Source organism: Frankia sp. ACN1ag (genome assembly GCF_001414035.1).
Taxonomy (GTDB): domain Bacteria; phylum Actinomycetota; class Actinomycetes; order Frankiales; family Frankiaceae; genus Frankia; species Frankia torreyi.
The window spans coordinates 63,304-79,459 of sequence record NZ_LJPA01000002.1 but is presented as its reverse complement, the minus strand read 5'-3'; the positions used below and the strand labels follow the sequence as shown (position 1 = coordinate 79,459).

The following is a 16,156-nucleotide window of genomic DNA, read 5'->3' as shown; positions in this document are numbered from 1 at the left end:
AAGGCGTCGGTATGACCGCTGAGTCCACCACCGCTGAGTCCGCCACTGCCGTGTCCGCCACCGGCGGATCCGCTTCGCCGCGCTTCCGGCTCGGCTTCCTCACCCACGTCCAGGGTCCGGGCGACCTGGCATCCACCTACGACCACGCGCAGGAGCTGTTCGTCGCCGCCGACGAACTCGGCTTCGACGTCGGCTGGGTGGCCCAGCACCACGTGTCCCTGGGCGGCGGTGGGCTGCCCTCACCCTGGACGTTCCTGGCCTACGCCGCCGCGCGCACCCGGCGCATCCGGCTCGCCACCGCGATCACGATCCTGCCGCTGGAGGACCCGGTCCGGTTGGCCGAGGACGTGTCGGTCGTCGACACGCTCAGCGGCGGCCGGGTCGAGATCGGCGTCGGCAGCGGTGGCAGCGAGCTGGAGTACGCCGCCTTCGGTCGGGACGTGGGTCGTCGGCGCGAGCTGACCAGCGAGGGGCTGGCGGTGCTGCGCAAGGCGCTTGCGAACGAGGAGGTCGGCGCGCCCGGCTTCACCATCCAGCCACCCGCTCGGGACTTCACCGACCGGATCTGGCAGGGCGTCTTCAGCGGTCCGGGTGCCGAGTACGCCGCGGCCTCGGGTTCGAACCTGCTGTTCAACCGCGCCGCCTACGGCTACGACGAGCCCACCGACACCGTGCAGCGGCCCTGGGCCGACGCTTACCTCGCCGCGTGGAACCGGCCGCGCCCGCCGCGCCTCGGCCTGTCGCGGTTCATCTTTCCCGCGGCCGACCGGCGGACCGCACTGGCCCAGATCGGGCCGCACGTGCTCGCGGCCGCACGACGGTTCTCCGAGCACGACGCCTTCCCGAACGGACATGACGCCTTCCCGAACGGACACAGCGCCTTCCCGAAGGGAATCGACACCGACGAGGCGCTGCGCCGGTTCCACTCCTTCTACGGCCATCCGGAGGAGATCGTCGCGCAGCTGCGGCAGGAGCGGGTCCTGCCGGTCGCCACGGATCTGATCGCCCAGTTCAACCCGGCGGTCCTCGACCACGATGTGGCGATCCGGGCGCTCGAACTCATCGCCACCGAGGTCGCACCCGCCCTGGGCTGGAAACCCGCCTCCCCTGCCGCGCCCGCACTGGCCGGAGCCTGACCCCGATCACTGGGGCCGACGCCGCTGCTTGGACGTCCACCGCTCACCTCGCCGTGATCGTCGCCCGAGTGTCGCCGGCCGCCGGGGCGAGCAGGGCGAGCTCCTGCGCGGCGGCGGCGAAGCGTGCCCCGCCCAGCCCGGCCGGTCCACGGGCCGGATCGAACCCGTCGACATCCTCGACGTCGCCGGCGCGGTCGACGTCGCCGCTCGGGACGGCCGAGGTCGCGGCGAGGGCCCGCAGCCGGCGGGACGCCTCGGCGCTGCCGGCCCGGCCGGCCATCGCCGCGTGCAGGGCGGCGCGCAGCCGGTCGGGGGTCAGCCGCTTCGCCGGCAGGCTGACCCCGGCGCCGGCCTGGACCACCCGGCGGGCGACCTCCGGCTGGTCGCGGCCGAACGGCACCGCGACGATCGGCACCCCCGCCGCCACCGCCTTGTGGACGATGCCCATCCCGCCGTGGCAGACGACCGCCGCCGCCCGCTCGAGCACCGGACCGTGCGGGACGAACCGCTCGGCGCGCACGTTGGCCGCCGCCGGCAGGTCGACCCGGCCGTGGGCGTCGGCGAGGGTGACGAGCACCCGCACCGGTTCGTCGCGCAGCGCCTCGACGGCCACCTCGGCGAGCCGCTCGTCGCCCTGGTAGTCGGTGGACATCGTGACGAGCACCCAGGGGTCGCCGGGCTCGGCCAGCCAGTCGGGCACCGCGGCCGGCGGGTCCCAGACCTGGGCGCCGACGAAGCAGACGTTCGCCGGCGCGTCCACCCGCGGGTACTCCAGCGGGTCGCCGGCGAGGACCAGCAGCCGGTCGGCGCTGAGGAAGTGGTCCAGCGGGTTCGTCAGCGCGGGCAGGCCCGCCCCGGCGCGCAGCGCGTTGAGCGGCGGCAGCATCGCCTTGCCGTACTGGCGGATCACCAGCGGCCACAGCGCCCGGTCCCGCACCCAGCCGAGGGGCCCGCGGGCCGGGGCGAGGCCCAGCCCGTACGGCGGGATGCCGCGTCCGGGCAGCGCGATGAGGGACGGCAGCGTGATCGCCCACGGCCGGCCGGACGCCTGCGCGGCCACCGCGGCGCCGTAGGCGTTGGTGTCGACGAGGACGACATCGGGGTCGACGGCGTCGATCGCCGCGGTCAGGTCGGCCCGTTCGAGCGGTCCTCGGGCCATCAGCCCGGCCAGCGCCAGCCGGAGCTGGTCGGCGCCGCTGCCGGCGGCGTCGTCGCGCACGACGATCTCGTCGATGCGCGGATCGAGAGGTTCGGCGTCGAGACCGGCGCGCCGGGCGGTGTCGACGAGCGCGGCACCGACGCGCAGCCGGACGTCGTGGCCGCGTTCCTGGAGCGCGAGCAGGCCGGGGACGAGGGGAAACAGGTGCCCGGCGGCGGTTGAGCAGTGGACGAGGTAACGCGTCATGGCGGTCTCCTGGCGTGGCGGGGTCTGGCGTTGCAGGGGTCTGGCGTTGCAGGGGTCTGGCGGGGTGGGGGTCTGGCGGGGTGGGGGAGCGGAGGAGGGCGTGCGACATCCACCGCCGACTCCCGACCTGTGCCGGGCTGCGGCGGCTGTCGGGCCTGCGGCGGGCATCGGGCCTGCGGCGGGCGTCGGGATCGCTGGCGGGCGTCGGCGCGGACGTCGTCGCCGCGCGGCCTGACGGACGAGCCCCCGGTTATCCAGAGGCTTCCGGGCCCGATCTATCCCTCTGGATGAGCGGGACGGTGGGCGGGCGAGTGGGCGGGAAGGCGGGCATGGTGGCGGCAGGCCGAGACGAGGTCGGCGACGGCCGCGCGCGCGGCGGCCACCGACAGGTCCTGGTCGCGGCGTAGGACGAGCCAGAGTTCGACGCCGCAGACGGCGGCGAGGCGGCCGGCGAGGTCGTCCCGGGCGGCGGGGGGCAGGGGATCGAGGTCGGCGGCGAAGACCGCCTCGACCCACTCCCGGTGGGCCCGTCGGCCGGCGTCGGCGCTCTCCTTCAGCGCCGGGGAGGCGTCCTGCTGGTGCAGGGCGCGTTCGGTGATCCGCCCCCACTGCTCGTAGTGCCGGGCCAGCCGGTCGGTCACCCCGGCGAGGTCGTCGCCGGCCGGGCGGATGTCGCCCGGGTCGCCGCGGGTGGCGGCGATCTGCGGCACGATCCAGCCGTTGACGGCTCGCACGAGGCCGTCCTTGGTCCCGACGCGGCGGATGACGGTCTGCAGGCCGACGCCGGCCCGCTCGGCGACCGCCGGCAGGGTGATGTGCTCGAACGAACGATCGACGAAGAGCTCGGTGGCCGCGCGCAGGATCCGCTCGGTGTTCGCGTCGGTGGTCTCGGCCCGCCGGCGCTGCCGGTACGTCCGGCTCGGCTCCGTATTCACGGTATGAACCATACCGCGAAATTGCCGCCCAAGGGTGTCGTATGCACGTCAGAGGTGGTGGAACGGAGGTGGTGGTGCGTGGAAGGTTCCCGTTTGTGCTCCCGGCCACTATGAGCCGCATCACATCTACCGCTGACGTGAGATGGAGGCACTAGCCTTCCAGCCGTGACGACTTCCGACACCACCGCCGGCACCTCGCCGCCCGGGGCCGATGACGTCCCCACCGTGTCCGGTTCGGACAACTACAAGTGGATCGCCCTGTCGAACACGACCATCGGCATCCTGATGGCGACGATCAACAGCTCGATCCTGATCATCGCGCTCCCGGACATCTTCCGGGGCATCAAGGTCGACCCGCTCGCCCCGGGGAACACCTCGTACTTCCTGTGGACCCTGATGGGATTCATGCTGGTCACGTCGGTGCTCGTGGTGAGCCTCGGCCGGGTCGGCGACATGTTCGGCCGGGTGCGGATGTACAACCTCGGCTTCGCGGTCTTCACCGCGTTCTCGATCCTGCTGGCCGTCACCTGGATGCACGGCACGACCGCCGCGTTGTGGATCATCATCATGCGGGTCGGGCAGGGCGTCGGCGGCGCGTTCCTGTTCGCCAACTCCAGCGCGATCATCGCCGACGCGTTCCCGGAGAACGAGCGTGGACTGGCCCTGGGCATCAACGGTGTGGCGGCCATCGCCGGGTCGTTCCTCGGCCTGCTGGTGGGCGGCCTGCTCGCCCCGGTCGAGTGGCACCTGGTGTTCCTGGTGTCGGTGCCGTTCGGGATCTTCGGGACGGTCTGGGCCTACCTGAAGCTGCGCGACAACGGCGTGCGCACCCAGGCCCGGATCGACTGGGCCGGCAACATCACCTTCGCCATCGGGCTCATCGCGATCCTGACCGGCATCGTCTACGGGCTGCAGCCCTACGGCGGCCACACGATGGGCTGGACCAAGCCGTTCGTGCTGGTCTGCCTGTTCGGCGGGCTCGCCGTGCTGATCGGATTCGTCCTCATCGAGCTGCGCTCGTCGGACCCGATGTTCAAGCTGGAGCTGTTCAAGAACCGCGCCTTCACCATGGGTAGCCTCGCCGCACTGCTCGGCGCGCTCGCCCGTGGTGGTCTGCAGTTCATGATCATCATCTGGTTGCAGGGGATCTGGCTGCCGCTGCACGGCTACAGCTTCGAGCGGACGCCGCTGTGGGCCGGCATCTACATGATCCCGCTCACCGTCGGCTTCCTGCTCTCCGGACCGGTGGCCGGCCGGCTCGCCGACCGCTACGGCGCGCGCCCGTTCGCCACCCTCGGACTGGTCGCCACGGCCGTCGCGTTCCTGCTGTTCAACGTGATCCCGATCGACTTCAACTACGTGGCGTTCGCGGCCATCCTGCTGCTGATGGGCCTGTCCATGGGCCTGTTCGCCGCGCCGAACACCAGCGCCGTGATGAACACCCTGCCGCCGAACCAGCGCGGTGCCGGCGCCGGGATGCTCAACACGTTCCAGAACTCGGCCAGCGTGCTGTCCATCGGCGTGTTCTTCACCGTCATCGCGCTGGGCCTCGCCTCCAGCCTGCCGGACGCCATGTTCTCCGGCCTCACCGCGCAGGGCGTCAACCCGGCCAAGGCCCACGAGCTGGCGAACCTGCCGCCGATCGGCAGCCTGTTCTCCGCGTTCCTCGGCATCAACCCGACCGAGCAGCTCCTCGGTCCGGACACGCTGCACGCCCTCGCCCCGAGCAAGGCCCAGTTCCTCACCGGGCATACGTTCTTCCCGAACCTCATCGCCAGTCCGTTCGGTGACGGCCTGCACCTGGCCTTCTACTTCGCCGCCATCGCCTGCGCGCTCGGCGCGGTGCTGTCCTGGCTGCGCGGCAAGGACGCCCCGCACGTGCGCCACTCGCTGCGCGAGGATGTCGGTGAGGGCCTGGCCGGCGCCGGCGACATCGCGGCGATGGAGGATGGCGCGGGCAGCGCCCTGCCCACGGCGGACAGTGACACACTGGCCGCCGAACGGTAAGGGCCGCCGAACGGTAAGGGCCGCCGAACGGTAAGGGCCGCCGAACGATGAGGGCGGCCCCTGACCCGGCACGTCCCAGCCCAGAGAGGTCCTGACAGCCGATGGGCGATACCGCCGACGACGAGGAGGCGCCACCCGCCCGCGGCGCAGGCGTGAGAAACAATCGTGGGGTGCGTGACAAGGACGAGGTGAAGAAGACGGCGCGCGAGCTGTGCGGCATCGGCCAGGCCGCGCAGGAGCTCGGAGTCTCGGTGCGGGCGCTGCGGTACTACCAGGAGGTGGGCCTGCTCACCCCGTCCGGGCGGACCTCCGGCGGCAACCGACTCTACGCCGACTCCGACCTCGCCCGGGTCCGCCGGATCCGGGAGCTGCAGACCCTGCTCGGCTTCAACCTGGATGAGATCGGGACCATCCTCGCCTACGAGGACCGGCTCGCCCAGGTCCGGGTGGAGTTCCACGCCGCCTCCGACGACGGCGACCGGCTGCGGCTGCTGTCCGAGGGCGAGACCGCGTATGTCAAGCTCCGCGCGGAGATCGACGAGAAGATCAGCCGGCTGGCGGCCTTCCGCGACGAGATCGACGAGCGGCTCGAACGGATGAACCGGTTCCGCGACGGCGCCGTCGCCCGCTCCTCCTGACTCGGCCGTCACCGGCCACCCGGCGGGGATCAGCCACCCGGCGGAGGTTCAGCCACCCGGCGGGCCGCGGCGCTGCCGGCCCGCCGGGCGGGGCAGTTCGGCGGCGAGCAGGGCCACGTCGTCGTTCAGGGTCGAGCGGCTCCACGCCCGCACCCGGTCCACCAGGTCGGCGACGGACTCCTCCAGCGTGCCGCGGGACAGCGCCGCCTGCGCCGCGGGCAGCAGCGGGAAGAAGCGGCCAGTCGTCGGGTCGCGGGCCTCGGTGATGCCGTCGGTGTAGAGCAGCAGACGATCCCCGGGCCGCAGCGTGACCTCGACAGTGTTCTCGGTGGCGCCCCCGATGGCGCCCGTGGCATCGGCGAGCAGGCCCAACGGCGGCAGCCGGGTGGGGACGCAGAGCAGGCTCGCCCGCCCGGCGCGCACCAACACCGGATCGGGATGGCCCGCGTTGGCCAGCCACAGCCGCCGGCCGTCGATCTGCCCGACCACCGCGGTGACGAAGTCGTCGAGCTCGCAGACCTCGGCGACCTCGGCGTTCAGACCCGCCAGCACCGCGGGCAGGTTGTCCGCGGCCCGGCCGACGAACCGGAAGCAGCCGAGCACCCGGCTGGCGATGCGCACCGCGTCGAGGCCCTTGCCGCGCACGTCGCCGACGAGCAGGCGGGTGCCCCACGCGGTGTCGACGACCTCGTACAGATCCCCGCCGATCCGCGCCTCGGCCGCGGCGCTCTCGTAGCGCACCGCGAAGTGCAGGCCCCCGGACGAGCGCGGCACCGCGGCGAGGATCGACTGCTGGGCCACCTCCGCCACCCGGGTGACGTTCTGCAGTTTCGTCTCCCNCCGGGTGTTGTACCGGCTGACCAGCACTGCCAGCACACCGCCCACGGCAACCCCGCCCAGGCGTACCGCCTGGGCGGTCGGGCCGCCATCGCTCTGGCCGAACAGATGATCGTAAATGCCGAGCATGACGCCCACGCCGATCGCCAGCACCCCGTACAGCGCGGTCAACCGAGGGCCACCGAACGTGGCGGCGAGCATCGGGCTCAGCACCGCCAGTTCCAGGACGGTCCACTCCCGGTTGCTCAGTTCCAACGCGGCGACCCCGGCCAACATGAGCAGTGGCAGCAGTGCGGTGAACCAACGCCCCGGCCGAGATGACAGTGCCGTCAACGTGGGGCACCGCCGAGCCCGAGGACGGGCCGCATCCAACCTGGGCCGAGCAGGTGAGGGGGCCACGTGTCGCGGTCGAGCCTCATGCTGCCTCAACTACCCCCTCGCTGTGGGGCTGAAGCAGAATCCCAGCTCAGCCGGGGTGAACGCGGCGAGCGGGGGCGGTCAGGGCTGGCCGGGGCGCAACGCGACGAACAGTCCCTCGGCGTCCGCGGTGACGTCGCCCTCGGGATCGCGGATCGTCCCGACGAGGTAACGCTTGCGGCCTTCCTCCCGGTCGAAGTGGGCTTCCACCCGCAACTCCGGGCCGACAGGGGTGATCTTGCGGTAGTTGACGTGCAGGTAGGCGGTCCGGGAGGGGCTGCGACCGCCGGTGTTCGCCAGCCGGCCGAGCACCTCGTCGAACAGCAGCGGGAGGCTGCCACCGTGCGCCGCGCCGTTGCCGCCCAGGTAGAAGCGACCGAACACGACCCGGCCCGCTATCCGGCCGTCGCCCTCGACGTCGACGTGGAAGGCCGGCGCCAGTGCCTGCGCCCGGCCCGGAATGCCGCGCATCTGGCCGGTGAGCTGCTCGGACTCGCCCACGGTGAACGGGGTGAGCAGCCGGGTGATCTCCGCCAGGTTCTCCCGGGCCGTGCGGGCGACGTCCTCCGGTGGCCGGGCGCCGGTGATCGTCTCCTGCGCCGCGCGCAGCGCCTCGATCAGCCCGACGAACTCGGGGTGCTCCGCGGGCGACACGTCATGGCCCCAGGCATGTCCCGCCCTTGCCACCGCTTCCTCCAATCCTCGGGCCGCCCGCGAGGGCTCGCTGTCGTTGTCGTTGTCGGTGTCCGTCCCGCCGGCCCGGTCGCGAGGGCGATCAGGGCTGGCCGGGGCGCAACGCGATGAACAGTCCCTCGGCGTCGACGGTGAGGTCGCCCTCGGGGTCGTGGATCGTCCCGACCACGAAGCGCTTGCGACCCTCCACCCGGTCGACGTGGGCCTCGACGAGCAGCTCGGGGCCGACCGGCGTGATCTTGCGATAGTTGACGTGCAGGTAGGCGGTGCGGGAGGTGCCCCGCCCGCCGTCGTTCGCCAGCCGGCCCAGCACGTCGTCGAAGAACAGCGGGATGCTGCCGCCGTGCGCGGCGCCGTTGCCGCCCAGGTAGTAACGCCCGAGCACCAGGCGGCCCCGGACATGCTCGGTGCTGCTCTCGTCGACGTGGAGCACCGGCGCGAGCGCCTGGGCGTGGCCGGGCTCGGTAATCAGGTAGCCGGCGAGCTGCTCGGCCTCGCTCACGGTGAACGGAGCGAGCAACCGGATCACCTCCTCCAGCCCCTCCCGGGCCTTGCGGGCGACGTCCTCGGGCGGGCTGGCGCCGGTGATCGTGTCCTGGGCCGCGCGCAGCGCCTCGATGAGGTCGACGAACTCGCGGTGCTCCGCGGCCGACTTCTCGGCGCCGCCGGCATCTCTCCCGTCTGCCACCGTGTCCCTCCCGTCGTCGGGCCGCGCGCCCCGCGGCACGACCTTCCGTTCCACTTTTGCCTGCCTGGACGCCCGATGCCCGCACTCGGGGCGAGATGTCCGGCACAGCACGGCTGCGGGAGCCTGCCCGGGCCCTTCGGACGTGTTCCGTTCGAGCCGTCCACGTTCCGTGGCGACGTCGCACTAGAGTCCGCAGGTGTCGCGTAGCACAGGGCCGAGTGAGCTGCCCGGATGTGGACGTGTCGGCGTGGCGCCCCGTGTCGGCGGGCCCCGCGCGAACCAGATCGTTCTGTCGTGGGGGNGGGAGAATGACGTCTGAATCCGTCGGCGTCGGTCCGGCGGTCGGCGAAGCCGATGGGGGATTCGGTCGGCGCCGCGTCCCGCGGGCGGCTGTGGGGTACAACCCGGCGCTCGACGGGCTGCGGGCGCTCGCGGTCCTCGCGGTGCTCTGCTTCCACATGAACGCCCTGTCCGGCGGCTACCTCGGCGTCGACGTGTTCCTCGTGCTCAGCGGTTTCCTCATCACCGGCCTGCTGCTGGCCGAGCGGGACCGCACCGGCGCCGTCTCGCTGGGCCGGTTCTACGTGCGGCGGGCCTTCCGGCTGCTGCCGGCGTTCGGGGTCTTCGTCGCGGTCGGGGCAGTGCTCGTCGTCGCGGTGAAGACCCGTGCGGACCAGTGGGACTTCCTCGACAACGCGCTCACCTCGCTGCTCTACGTCAACAACTACTACCGGGTGTTCCGGCCGGACTCCGGCGGCGCGTGGTTCGGCCACACCTGGTCGCTGTCGCTGGAGGAGCAGTTCTACCTGATCTGGCCCGCGGTGCTGGTCCTGCTGTGCCGGCGCCCGGCGGCGCGGCGGCGGCTGCCGGCGATCCTCGGGGCCGCGGCCGTCGCCGTGTTCGCCTGGCGGGAGATCCTCATCGCCGTCGGGGTGGGCGACCCCCGGATCTACTTCGGCCTGGACACCCGGGCCGATGCGCTGCTGGTGGGAGCCGGTCTCGCCGCCTGGGGCTGGGCCGGCGCGAAGCTACCCACGTCGGCGGGTGCACGGGGCACCCGGCTGCGGCGGTTCGCCGGCGCGGTACGGATGGCCGGTCTCGCCGCCCGCCTGCGTGCCTCGTCCGGGACGCTGCTGGCGGTGGGCGGGCCGGTGGCGCTGGCTGCCCTGGTGGTGCTCGCCGTCACCGCTCCCGAGCCCGGAGACGGGATCACCGCGATGGACCTGGGTGGCTTCACTGGTGTCGCGCTGCTCGCCGGGCTGGTCATCTGCTCCATCGACCGGCGCCGCGACGCGCCGCTCGCGGTCGTGCTCGGCAGCGCGCCGATGGCCTGGTTCGGCCGGATTTCTTACGCGTTCTACCTGTGGCACTTCCCGGTCGCCGGCACCGTCCGGGACAGGCTCGGCGACCGGGTGGGCAGCCTGCCGCAGGTCCTGATCGCGATCGTGTTGAGCACGGCGCTCGCCGCCGGCTCCTACTACCTGGTCGAACGCCCGGCGCAGCGGCGGCGGCCGAGTTGGGCGGCGAGCCCTGCGGTCCCCGCCCAGCGCAGTCCCGGCCAGGCTGTCCCCGCCCCGGGGCAGGCAACCTAGACGGATCTAGACGAACTTAGAACGAACCTGGATGTTCGTGCGGCCGGCGGTTCCCGGCGCGGGTCGCCGTCATGGACGTGCCGCGCCGGGGTCGCCGATCTGCGGGGTGCGCCGATCTGCGGGGTGCGCCGATTTACTTGGGTGCCATCCGGATCGCGCCGTCGAGGCGGATCGTCTCGCCGTTGAGCATCGGGTTGACGATGATCTGGGTGGCGAGCAGTCCGTACTCGTCGGGAGAGCCCAGCCGGGAGGGGTGCGGCACCTGCTGGCCGAGGGAGATGCGGGCCGGCTCCGGCAGGGAGGCGAGCAGCGGGGTGTCGAACAGGCCGGGGGCGATGGTGACCACGCGGATCTTCAGGTTGGCCAGGTCGCGGGCGATCGGCAGGGTCATGCCGACGATGCCGCCCTTGGAGGCGGAGTAGGCCGCCTGGCCGATCTGACCGTCGAACGCCGCCACCGACGCGGTGTTGATGATGACGCCGCGCTCGCCCTCGATCTCCTCAACCTGGCTGATCCGCTCCGCCGCGAGCCGGATGACGTTGAACGAGCCGATCAGGTTCACCCGCACGACCCGCTCGAAGAGGTCGAGCGGGAACGGCCCCTGCTTGCCCAGCGTCTTGGCGGCGTTGCCGATGCCCGCGCAGTTGACGGCGATCCGCAGCGGGCCGAGCTCGGCGGCCGCGTCCAACGCGGCGGTGACGTCCGCGGGCGAGGTGACGTCGCCGGGGCTGAAGCGCACGGCGCTGCCGAACTTCTCCGCGACCGCGGCGCCGTTGGAGCTCGGGAGGTCGAGCAGGACGACGCTCGCGCCGGCGTCGACGAGCCGGGTGGCGGTGGCGAGGCCGAGGCCGGACGCCCCGCCGGTCACCACTGCGACTGAATCCGCGATCTGCACGTGAGTTCCTCTCGGAAGGACGGTGGCCCGGGGCCGGCCAGGCCAGCTGGTGCGGCGGCCCGATCGTCGGCAGGTGGGACTCGCGACGAAGGGACCGACTAAAAGTATAAACAGTAAACTGTATTGCTTCGGCCGCGGTCGCCCCGGAGGGCGGCCGGCCGGGTGGGTGGGCGGGCCGGAATCCGCGTTCTGGTAGTTAACTTAGTGCTCTAATGGCGGGGTGTGCACCGTGGTCATCGATCCGTCGCGGCGCGCCGCGACGGATCGCCCCACGGCCGCGGCGGCACCCGCCGACACGCCGTCCCGGACGGGCCGCGCGGGCTGGCGAACGGACCGTCGACCACCTGACGTACGGTCCCACATCGCCTCGTTTGATGCCGCTGTCGGGCGAACAGCCCCGGGATCCGCCACCATCCCGCCAGCGAAAGGCTTGTGATCGAGACATGGCACACCGCACCCTCGACGACACCACGACCGGCACCTTCCCCCTGGCCGGCCACACCGTGCGCCGCCTCGGCTTCGGCGCGATGCGGATCTCCGGCGCCCGCAACGCCGAGGGGGTCCGCGACCGCGCGGAGGCCGTCGCGCTCACCCGCCGGGTGTACGAGCGCGGCGTCAACCTCATCGACACCGCCAACATCTACGGCTACGGCGAGTCCGAGGAGATCATCGCCGAGGCACTGCACCCCTATCCCGACGACCTGCTCATCACCACGAAGGCGGGCTTCCGGCCGGGAAAGGTCGCCCCGGGGGCGACGAGCCTGCCGCCGCTGGGCCGCCCCGAGCACATCCGGGCCGAGTGCGACAAGAGCCTGCGCCGGCTGCGGGTCGAGGCCATCGATCTTTACCAGGTACACGTCCCCGACCCGCAGGTGCCCTACGAGGACACCGTCGGGGCCTTCCTCGACCTCCAGCGGGAGGGGAAGGTCCGCCACATCGGCGTGTCGAACGTGACGCCCGAGCAGCTCGCGCTCGCCCGCTCGCTCGGCGAGGTGGTCAGCGTCCAGAACCGCTACAACGCCGGGGACCGCACGGCGGAGGCGGTGCTGGCCGTCTGCGAGCGCGACGGACTCGCGTTCCTGCCGTGGGCGCCGGTGCTGGTCGGCGCGCGCCTCGGCACGGTGCTCGACACCATCGCCGCCGCGCACGACGCGATCGCCGCGCAGGTCGCGCTCGCCTGGCTGCTGCGTCGTTCCCCGGTGCTGCTGCCGATCCCCGGCACGTCGAAGATTCGCCATCTCGACGCCAACGTCGACGCCGCCTGGGTGGAGCTCACCGACGACGAGGTCGCCGCAATCGGCGCCGCGACCGCCGCCGACTCCTCCACCAGCGCAGACTCCTCCACCACCGCCGGTGCCGGCGCCCCGGCGGGGCGCGGGGCCGGTCCACGGCAATGATCGGCGGCGCCGCCGCACGCGGCGGCGCCGCCGACTGATCCGCCCGCGGGTAGAACGCCGTCGCCGGCGCCCGGCCGGGGCCGGTAGTGCGGTTCCTACTGGTGGGCGTGCGGGTTGGGCGCGAGCTGACCGCGGGCGAGCTGGCCCAGGAAATCGGTGTTGTCGTAGAAGTGCTGGGTATCGGTGAGGCGCAGGTCGTCGGTCACATGGGCCACCGTCACGCCGTACATCTCAATGCGCTCGCCGGTGGGCTCGACTCCCTTGTAGGGGCCGCTGAAGGTACCCCAGTGTCGCCACTTGAAGGTGATCACGGGCGGCGGTGAGTAAACTTCCAGGACCTCCCAGAAGAAGCCACCGGGGAATGCCTCGTGAAACACGTGGTGCGACGATTCGAAGGACTCTTCGTTGGCCGAGTAGTACGGGNTCTCCCCGATCAGGACGTTGTAGCTGCCCCGCTCGGCCAGCTCGGCGCTGCCCACCTTGGGCCCGCCGTTGACGCTGACCTTGACCTTGTCGGCGACCATGCTGACCCACTCGGANGGGTTCTTCTTGTGGGACAGCTCCATCTCGAAGACCTGGACGACCCGCTCCACGATGTCGGCGAGCGAACCGGGCTCGTGGTGCACGGTGCGTTCCGCCGGCATGGTCTGGTGAGACAGGTGGTAGTCCGGGGGCTCCCCGTCGCGCCAGGTCACGCCCTGCGAGGCGGCGATCACCGCATCTCGACCCTGCACGTGCAGCGGCTGAGCCGCCGCGGCGTTGTCGGTCACGCCGTCGTCCTCCGATTGTCGGAACCGCGGAATTATGGGATCTGTGGCCGCGCGGACATCTCGCGGCCACTCTGCGGAGAAGATTGAGGCCGGTAATCGCCCCGGCCTGGGCGTCGATGACTGATCGACATGAACATCCTACATTTATGGATGAGTGGCCAGTAATAGGGGCGAAAGTCCGGTCGGGGGCAGCTACCCGCGGTAATCCAGGTGCGGGCTAGCATCCCGTGCTTCGCCGGGCGGTTCACCGAGATCCGCTCTTGATGTCTGGCATATTCCCTGCTCAGGCGGCTATGTCGCCATCCGCGGACAGTGCGCCGGGCAGCGTCCGGCCGCGCCGATGCAGAACCAGACGGGCACCGCGCGTGTCGAAGGTCGCCCACGGTGGCACCTTCGTCCTACCCGCGAATCAGGTAATGCGGCGTGGTTGCGGGTGCCGCGGCGGGCCGGCTGGCCCCCCGCCGGGAGGCGGTCCGGCCCCTGTCGGGAGGCGGTCCGGCCCGCCCCGGCCGGGCGGTCCGCCCCCGTCCACATCCTCGCCGACGGTCGATGACGCCGCGCCTCACGGCCACGTGGCACTCGTCATCGAATACCTAGTAAACTATGTCAACCTTCTAGGGGCTGAGGATCGTCGGGCGAGGCGGTCGCGATCGGCCTGGCGGTGCGGCGCATGGTTCCCGAGTCGGAGGCACCTCCCGGAATCGTCCGGATGCTGTCCGTATCGATCGCCGCGGTGGGCCGGGGGTGTGCGCGTCGCGCCGCGGCCCGGCATCATCAAAGAATACTTTGTTAACTACGTCGGCAGGTCATCTGCCGGCGCCTGGCGGCATGATGAGACGGGCGCGGCGGTCGTCGACAGGCCCCGCCATCAGGAGGAGAGCGGATGAAGATCGACGCAAACCTGTCGGACGACCTCGCGGCGACGCCGGCGGGCGCGGCGCGCATCGAGAAGGAGGGCTACGCCGGCATCTGGGTGGGGGAGACCCGCCACGACCCGTTCCTGCAGACGCTGCAGGCGACCAACGCGACCTCGACCGCGAGCGTCGGCACGTCGATCGCGATCGCCTTCGCGCGGACTCCGATGACGCTGGCCTACCTCGGCTACGACCTGGCCCAGTACAGCGAGGGCCGGTTCATCCTGGGCCTGGGCTCGCAGATCAAGCCGCACATCGAGAAGCGGTTCTCGATGACCTGGTCGCACCCGGCCGCCCGGATGCGCGAGCTGGTCCTGGCCACCCGGGCGATCTGGGACGCCTGGCAGAACGGCACCAAGCTCGCCTTCCGCGGCGACTTCTACACCCACACCCTCATGACGCCGTTCTTCGCGCCGTCGCCGCACCCCTACGGCCCGCCGCCGGTGTACCTCGCCGGCGTCGGCGAGGGCATGACCGAGGTCGCCGGCGAGGTGGCCGACGGCTTCTTCGTCCACCCGTTCAGCACGAAGAAGTACCTGGAGGAGGTCACCGTCCCGGCGCTGCTGCGCGGGCGGGCCAAGGCCGGCAAGGCCGATCTGGATGGTTTCGCGATCGCCGGGCCGTCGTTCGTGACGGTCGGGCGCACCGAGGAGGAGCTGGCGGCGGCGGTCTTCGGGACCAAGAAGCAGATCGCCTTCTACGCCTCCACCCCGGCCTACAAGGCCGTCCTCGACGTGCACGGCTGGGGCGACCTGCAGCCGGAGCTGACCAACCTGTCCAAGCGCGGCGAGTGGGACGGCATGGCCGACCTCATCACCGACGAGATCCTGCACACCTTCTCGGTCGTCGGCACGCCGGCGGAGGTCGGCAAGGGCCTCATCGCGAAGATCAGCGGCATCTACACCCGGACGGCCTTCTACGACACCTGGAAGGCCGACCCGGCGCTGTGGCCGCTGCTGCTCGACGCGACACGATGAGCCAGCCGGCCACGACGGACCGTCCCGCCGAGGCGGCCGTCGCATCCTTCGACCTGCGAGGTCGGGTCTCGCTCGTCACCGGGGGCAACGGTGGGATCGGCCTCGGCATCGCCGAGGCGCTGGCCGCCGCCGGGGCGGACGTCGTCGTTCTCGGTACGAACGAGCGCAAGAACGCCGCCGCGGAGCAGACCCTTGCCGCCCACGGCGGCAAGGTGCTCGCGCTGCGTTGCGATGTCGGCGACGAGGCGCAGGTCATCGACGCGTTCGAGCAGGCGGTGGGCGCGTTCGGGCGGATCGACTCCTGCTTCGCGAACGCCGGTATCGGCGGGGAGCCGATGCGCTTCACGGACCTGACCCTTGACCAGTGGCACCAGGTCCTGCGGATCAATCTGGACGGGGTGTTCCTCACCTTCCGCACCGCGGCGCGGCACATGGTCGCCGCCGGCGCGGGTGGCAGCCTCGTCGCGGTGTCGAGCATCATCGGGACCAACCGGGGCTTCGCGCGGACCCAGGCGTACGGCACGGCGAAGGCGGCGCTGTCCGGCCTGGTCCGAAGCTGCGCGGTGGAGCTGGGCCGCGACGGCATCCGGGTCAACGCGATTCTGCCCGGCTACATCCGCACCGCCCTGGCCGACGACCTGCTCGACGACGAGAAGTTCGCCGCCCGCTCGCTGCCGCGGCTGCTGGGCCGGCGCTGGGGCACCCCCGCGGACCTGGGCGGCATCGCCGTCTACCTGGCCTCGGAGGCGTCCCGCTACCAGACCGGCGAGCAGATCGTTGTCGACGGCGGCTACATCCTGTCCTGACCACACCGGGCCCCGACCCACCGGGCCCCGACCCCGCTCGCCCCCCGCG

Annotated in this window: 13 protein-coding genes and 4 pseudogenes; 7 read left to right on the top strand and 10 right to left on the bottom strand. The window is 72.0% G+C overall.

Annotation, left to right across the window (positions count from 1 at the left end):
- Positions 1 to 11 precede the first annotated feature (11 nt).
- Positions 12 to 1,136: an LLM class flavin-dependent oxidoreductase gene (locus UK82_RS01810; protein WP_083507010.1), complete on the top strand. Its 1,125-nt coding sequence runs from the start codon at positions 12 to 14 to the stop codon at positions 1,134 to 1,136.
- Between the two features lie 43 nt (positions 1,137 to 1,179).
- Here UK82_RS01810 and UK82_RS01805 read toward each other — a convergent pair whose 3' ends face one another.
- Both UK82_RS01805 and UK82_RS01800 read right to left on the bottom strand, forming a co-directional pair.
- Positions 1,180 to 2,541 carry a glycosyltransferase gene (locus UK82_RS01805; protein WP_044884815.1) on the bottom strand — a complete coding sequence of 454 codons (1,362 nt, stop codon included), beginning with the start codon at positions 2,539 to 2,541 and terminating at the stop codon, positions 1,180 to 1,182.
- Between the two features lie 275 nt (positions 2,542 to 2,816).
- On the bottom strand, positions 2,817 to 3,488 hold the full coding sequence (locus tag UK82_RS01800) for a TetR/AcrR family transcriptional regulator (protein ID WP_055406122.1): 672 nt from the start codon (positions 3,486 to 3,488) through the stop codon (positions 2,817 to 2,819).
- 153 nt (positions 3,489 to 3,641) lie between these two features.
- Here UK82_RS01800 and UK82_RS01795 point away from each other — a divergent pair, with 153 nt between their 5' ends.
- Together UK82_RS01795 and UK82_RS01790 are read left to right on the top strand one after the other, a co-directional pair.
- The gene (locus tag UK82_RS01795; RefSeq protein WP_044884817.1) at positions 3,642 to 5,483 is read left to right on the top strand and encodes an MFS transporter; all 1,842 of its coding nucleotides are present in this window, start codon (positions 3,642 to 3,644) and stop codon (positions 5,481 to 5,483) included.
- Between the two features lie 170 nt (positions 5,484 to 5,653).
- Positions 5,654 to 6,121: a MerR family transcriptional regulator gene (locus UK82_RS01790; RefSeq protein WP_236705371.1), complete on the top strand. Its 468-nt coding sequence runs from the start codon at positions 5,654 to 5,656 to the stop codon at positions 6,119 to 6,121.
- Between the two features lie 48 nt (positions 6,122 to 6,169).
- Here the strand turns inward: UK82_RS01790 and UK82_RS01785 are convergent, their stop codons facing one another.
- The 4 genes and pseudogenes from UK82_RS01785 to UK82_RS01775 form a co-directional block, all read right to left on the bottom strand.
- Positions 6,170 to 6,862, bottom strand: coding sequence for a PP2C family protein-serine/threonine phosphatase (locus tag UK82_RS01785; RefSeq protein WP_396230438.1), 693 nt, complete (start codon positions 6,860 to 6,862; stop codon positions 6,170 to 6,172).
- A 99-nt stretch (positions 6,863 to 6,961) separates the two neighbouring features.
- Positions 6,962 to 7,291: pseudogene (locus UK82_RS34985) on the bottom strand (serine/threonine-protein phosphatase); the annotation flags it as partial.
- Between the two features lie 165 nt (positions 7,292 to 7,456).
- Entirely contained in the window at positions 7,457 to 8,062 is a 606-nt protein-coding gene (locus UK82_RS01780) for a PaaI family thioesterase (RefSeq protein ID WP_236705370.1), read from the bottom strand.
- An 88-nt stretch (positions 8,063 to 8,150) separates the two neighbouring features.
- Positions 8,151 to 8,756: a PaaI family thioesterase gene (locus tag UK82_RS01775; RefSeq protein ID WP_044884897.1), complete on the bottom strand. Its 606-nt coding sequence runs from the start codon at positions 8,754 to 8,756 to the stop codon at positions 8,151 to 8,153.
- Positions 8,757 to 9,064: 308 nt separating this feature from the next.
- Here UK82_RS01775 and UK82_RS01770 point away from each other — a divergent pair, with 308 nt between their 5' ends.
- On the top strand, positions 9,065 to 10,348 hold the full coding sequence (locus UK82_RS01770; protein WP_055406120.1) for an acyltransferase: 1,284 nt from the start codon (positions 9,065 to 9,067) through the stop codon (positions 10,346 to 10,348).
- A 133-nt stretch (positions 10,349 to 10,481) separates the two neighbouring features.
- Here the strand turns inward: UK82_RS01770 and UK82_RS01765 are convergent, their stop codons facing one another.
- The gene (locus tag UK82_RS01765) at positions 10,482 to 11,243 is read right to left on the bottom strand and encodes a 3-hydroxyacyl-CoA dehydrogenase (RefSeq protein ID WP_044884822.1); all 762 of its coding nucleotides are present in this window, start codon (positions 11,241 to 11,243) and stop codon (positions 10,482 to 10,484) included.
- A gap of 443 nt (positions 11,244 to 11,686) precedes the next feature.
- Between UK82_RS01765 and UK82_RS01760 the strand changes: the two genes are divergently transcribed.
- Entirely contained in the window at positions 11,687 to 12,640 is a 954-nt protein-coding gene (locus UK82_RS01760) for an aldo/keto reductase (protein WP_044884823.1), read from the top strand.
- 95 nt (positions 12,641 to 12,735) lie between these two features.
- Here UK82_RS01760 and UK82_RS34980 read toward each other — a convergent pair.
- From UK82_RS34980 to UK82_RS34970, 3 pseudogenes are all read right to left on the bottom strand, one after another.
- Positions 12,736 to 13,063 (bottom strand): annotated as a pseudogene (locus tag UK82_RS34980) (SnoaL-like polyketide cyclase); the annotation flags it as partial.
- 1 nt (position 13,064) lies between these two features.
- Positions 13,065 to 13,179, bottom strand: a pseudogene (locus UK82_RS34975) (SnoaL-like polyketide cyclase); the annotation flags it as partial.
- A 1-nt stretch (position 13,180) separates the two neighbouring features.
- Positions 13,181 to 13,410, bottom strand: a pseudogene (locus tag UK82_RS34970) (SnoaL-like polyketide cyclase); the annotation flags it as partial.
- Positions 13,411 to 14,293: 883 nt separating this feature from the next.
- On the opposite strand from UK82_RS34970, the gene UK82_RS01750 reads away from it, so the two are divergent.
- Both UK82_RS01750 and UK82_RS01745 read left to right on the top strand, forming a co-directional pair.
- The gene (locus UK82_RS01750; protein WP_044884825.1) at positions 14,294 to 15,301 is read left to right on the top strand and encodes a TIGR03617 family F420-dependent LLM class oxidoreductase; all 1,008 of its coding nucleotides are present in this window, start codon (positions 14,294 to 14,296) and stop codon (positions 15,299 to 15,301) included.
- A complete protein-coding gene (locus UK82_RS01745) occupies positions 15,298 to 16,107 on the top strand; it encodes an SDR family NAD(P)-dependent oxidoreductase (RefSeq protein WP_044884826.1) in 810 nt (269 codons plus the stop codon). The genes UK82_RS01750 and UK82_RS01745 overlap by 4 nt, the downstream gene beginning before the upstream one ends.
- Positions 16,108 to 16,156 lie beyond the last annotated feature (49 nt).

Excerpts from the sequence above, each read along its gene's own strand:
- UK82_RS01800 (WP_055406122.1), bottom strand. The coding sequence starts at position 3,488 with ATGGTTCATACCGTGAATACGGAGCCGAGCCGGACGTACCGGCAGCGC.
- UK82_RS01760 (WP_044884823.1), top strand. The coding sequence starts at position 11,687 with ATGGCACACCGCACCCTCGACGACACCACGACCGGCACCTTCCCCCTG.
- UK82_RS01770 (WP_055406120.1), top strand. The coding sequence starts at position 9,065 with ATGACGTCTGAATCCGTCGGCGTCGGTCCGGCGGTCGGCGAAGCCGAT.
- UK82_RS01745 (WP_044884826.1), top strand. The coding sequence starts at position 15,298 with ATGAGCCAGCCGGCCACGACGGACCGTCCCGCCGAGGCGGCCGTCGCA.
- UK82_RS01750 (WP_044884825.1), top strand. The coding sequence starts at position 14,294 with ATGAAGATCGACGCAAACCTGTCGGACGACCTCGCGGCGACGCCGGCG.
- UK82_RS01805 (WP_044884815.1), bottom strand. The coding sequence starts at position 2,541 with ATGACGCGTTACCTCGTCCACTGCTCAACCGCCGCCGGGCACCTGTTT.
- UK82_RS01810 (WP_083507010.1), top strand. The coding sequence starts at position 12 with ATGACCGCTGAGTCCACCACCGCTGAGTCCGCCACTGCCGTGTCCGCC.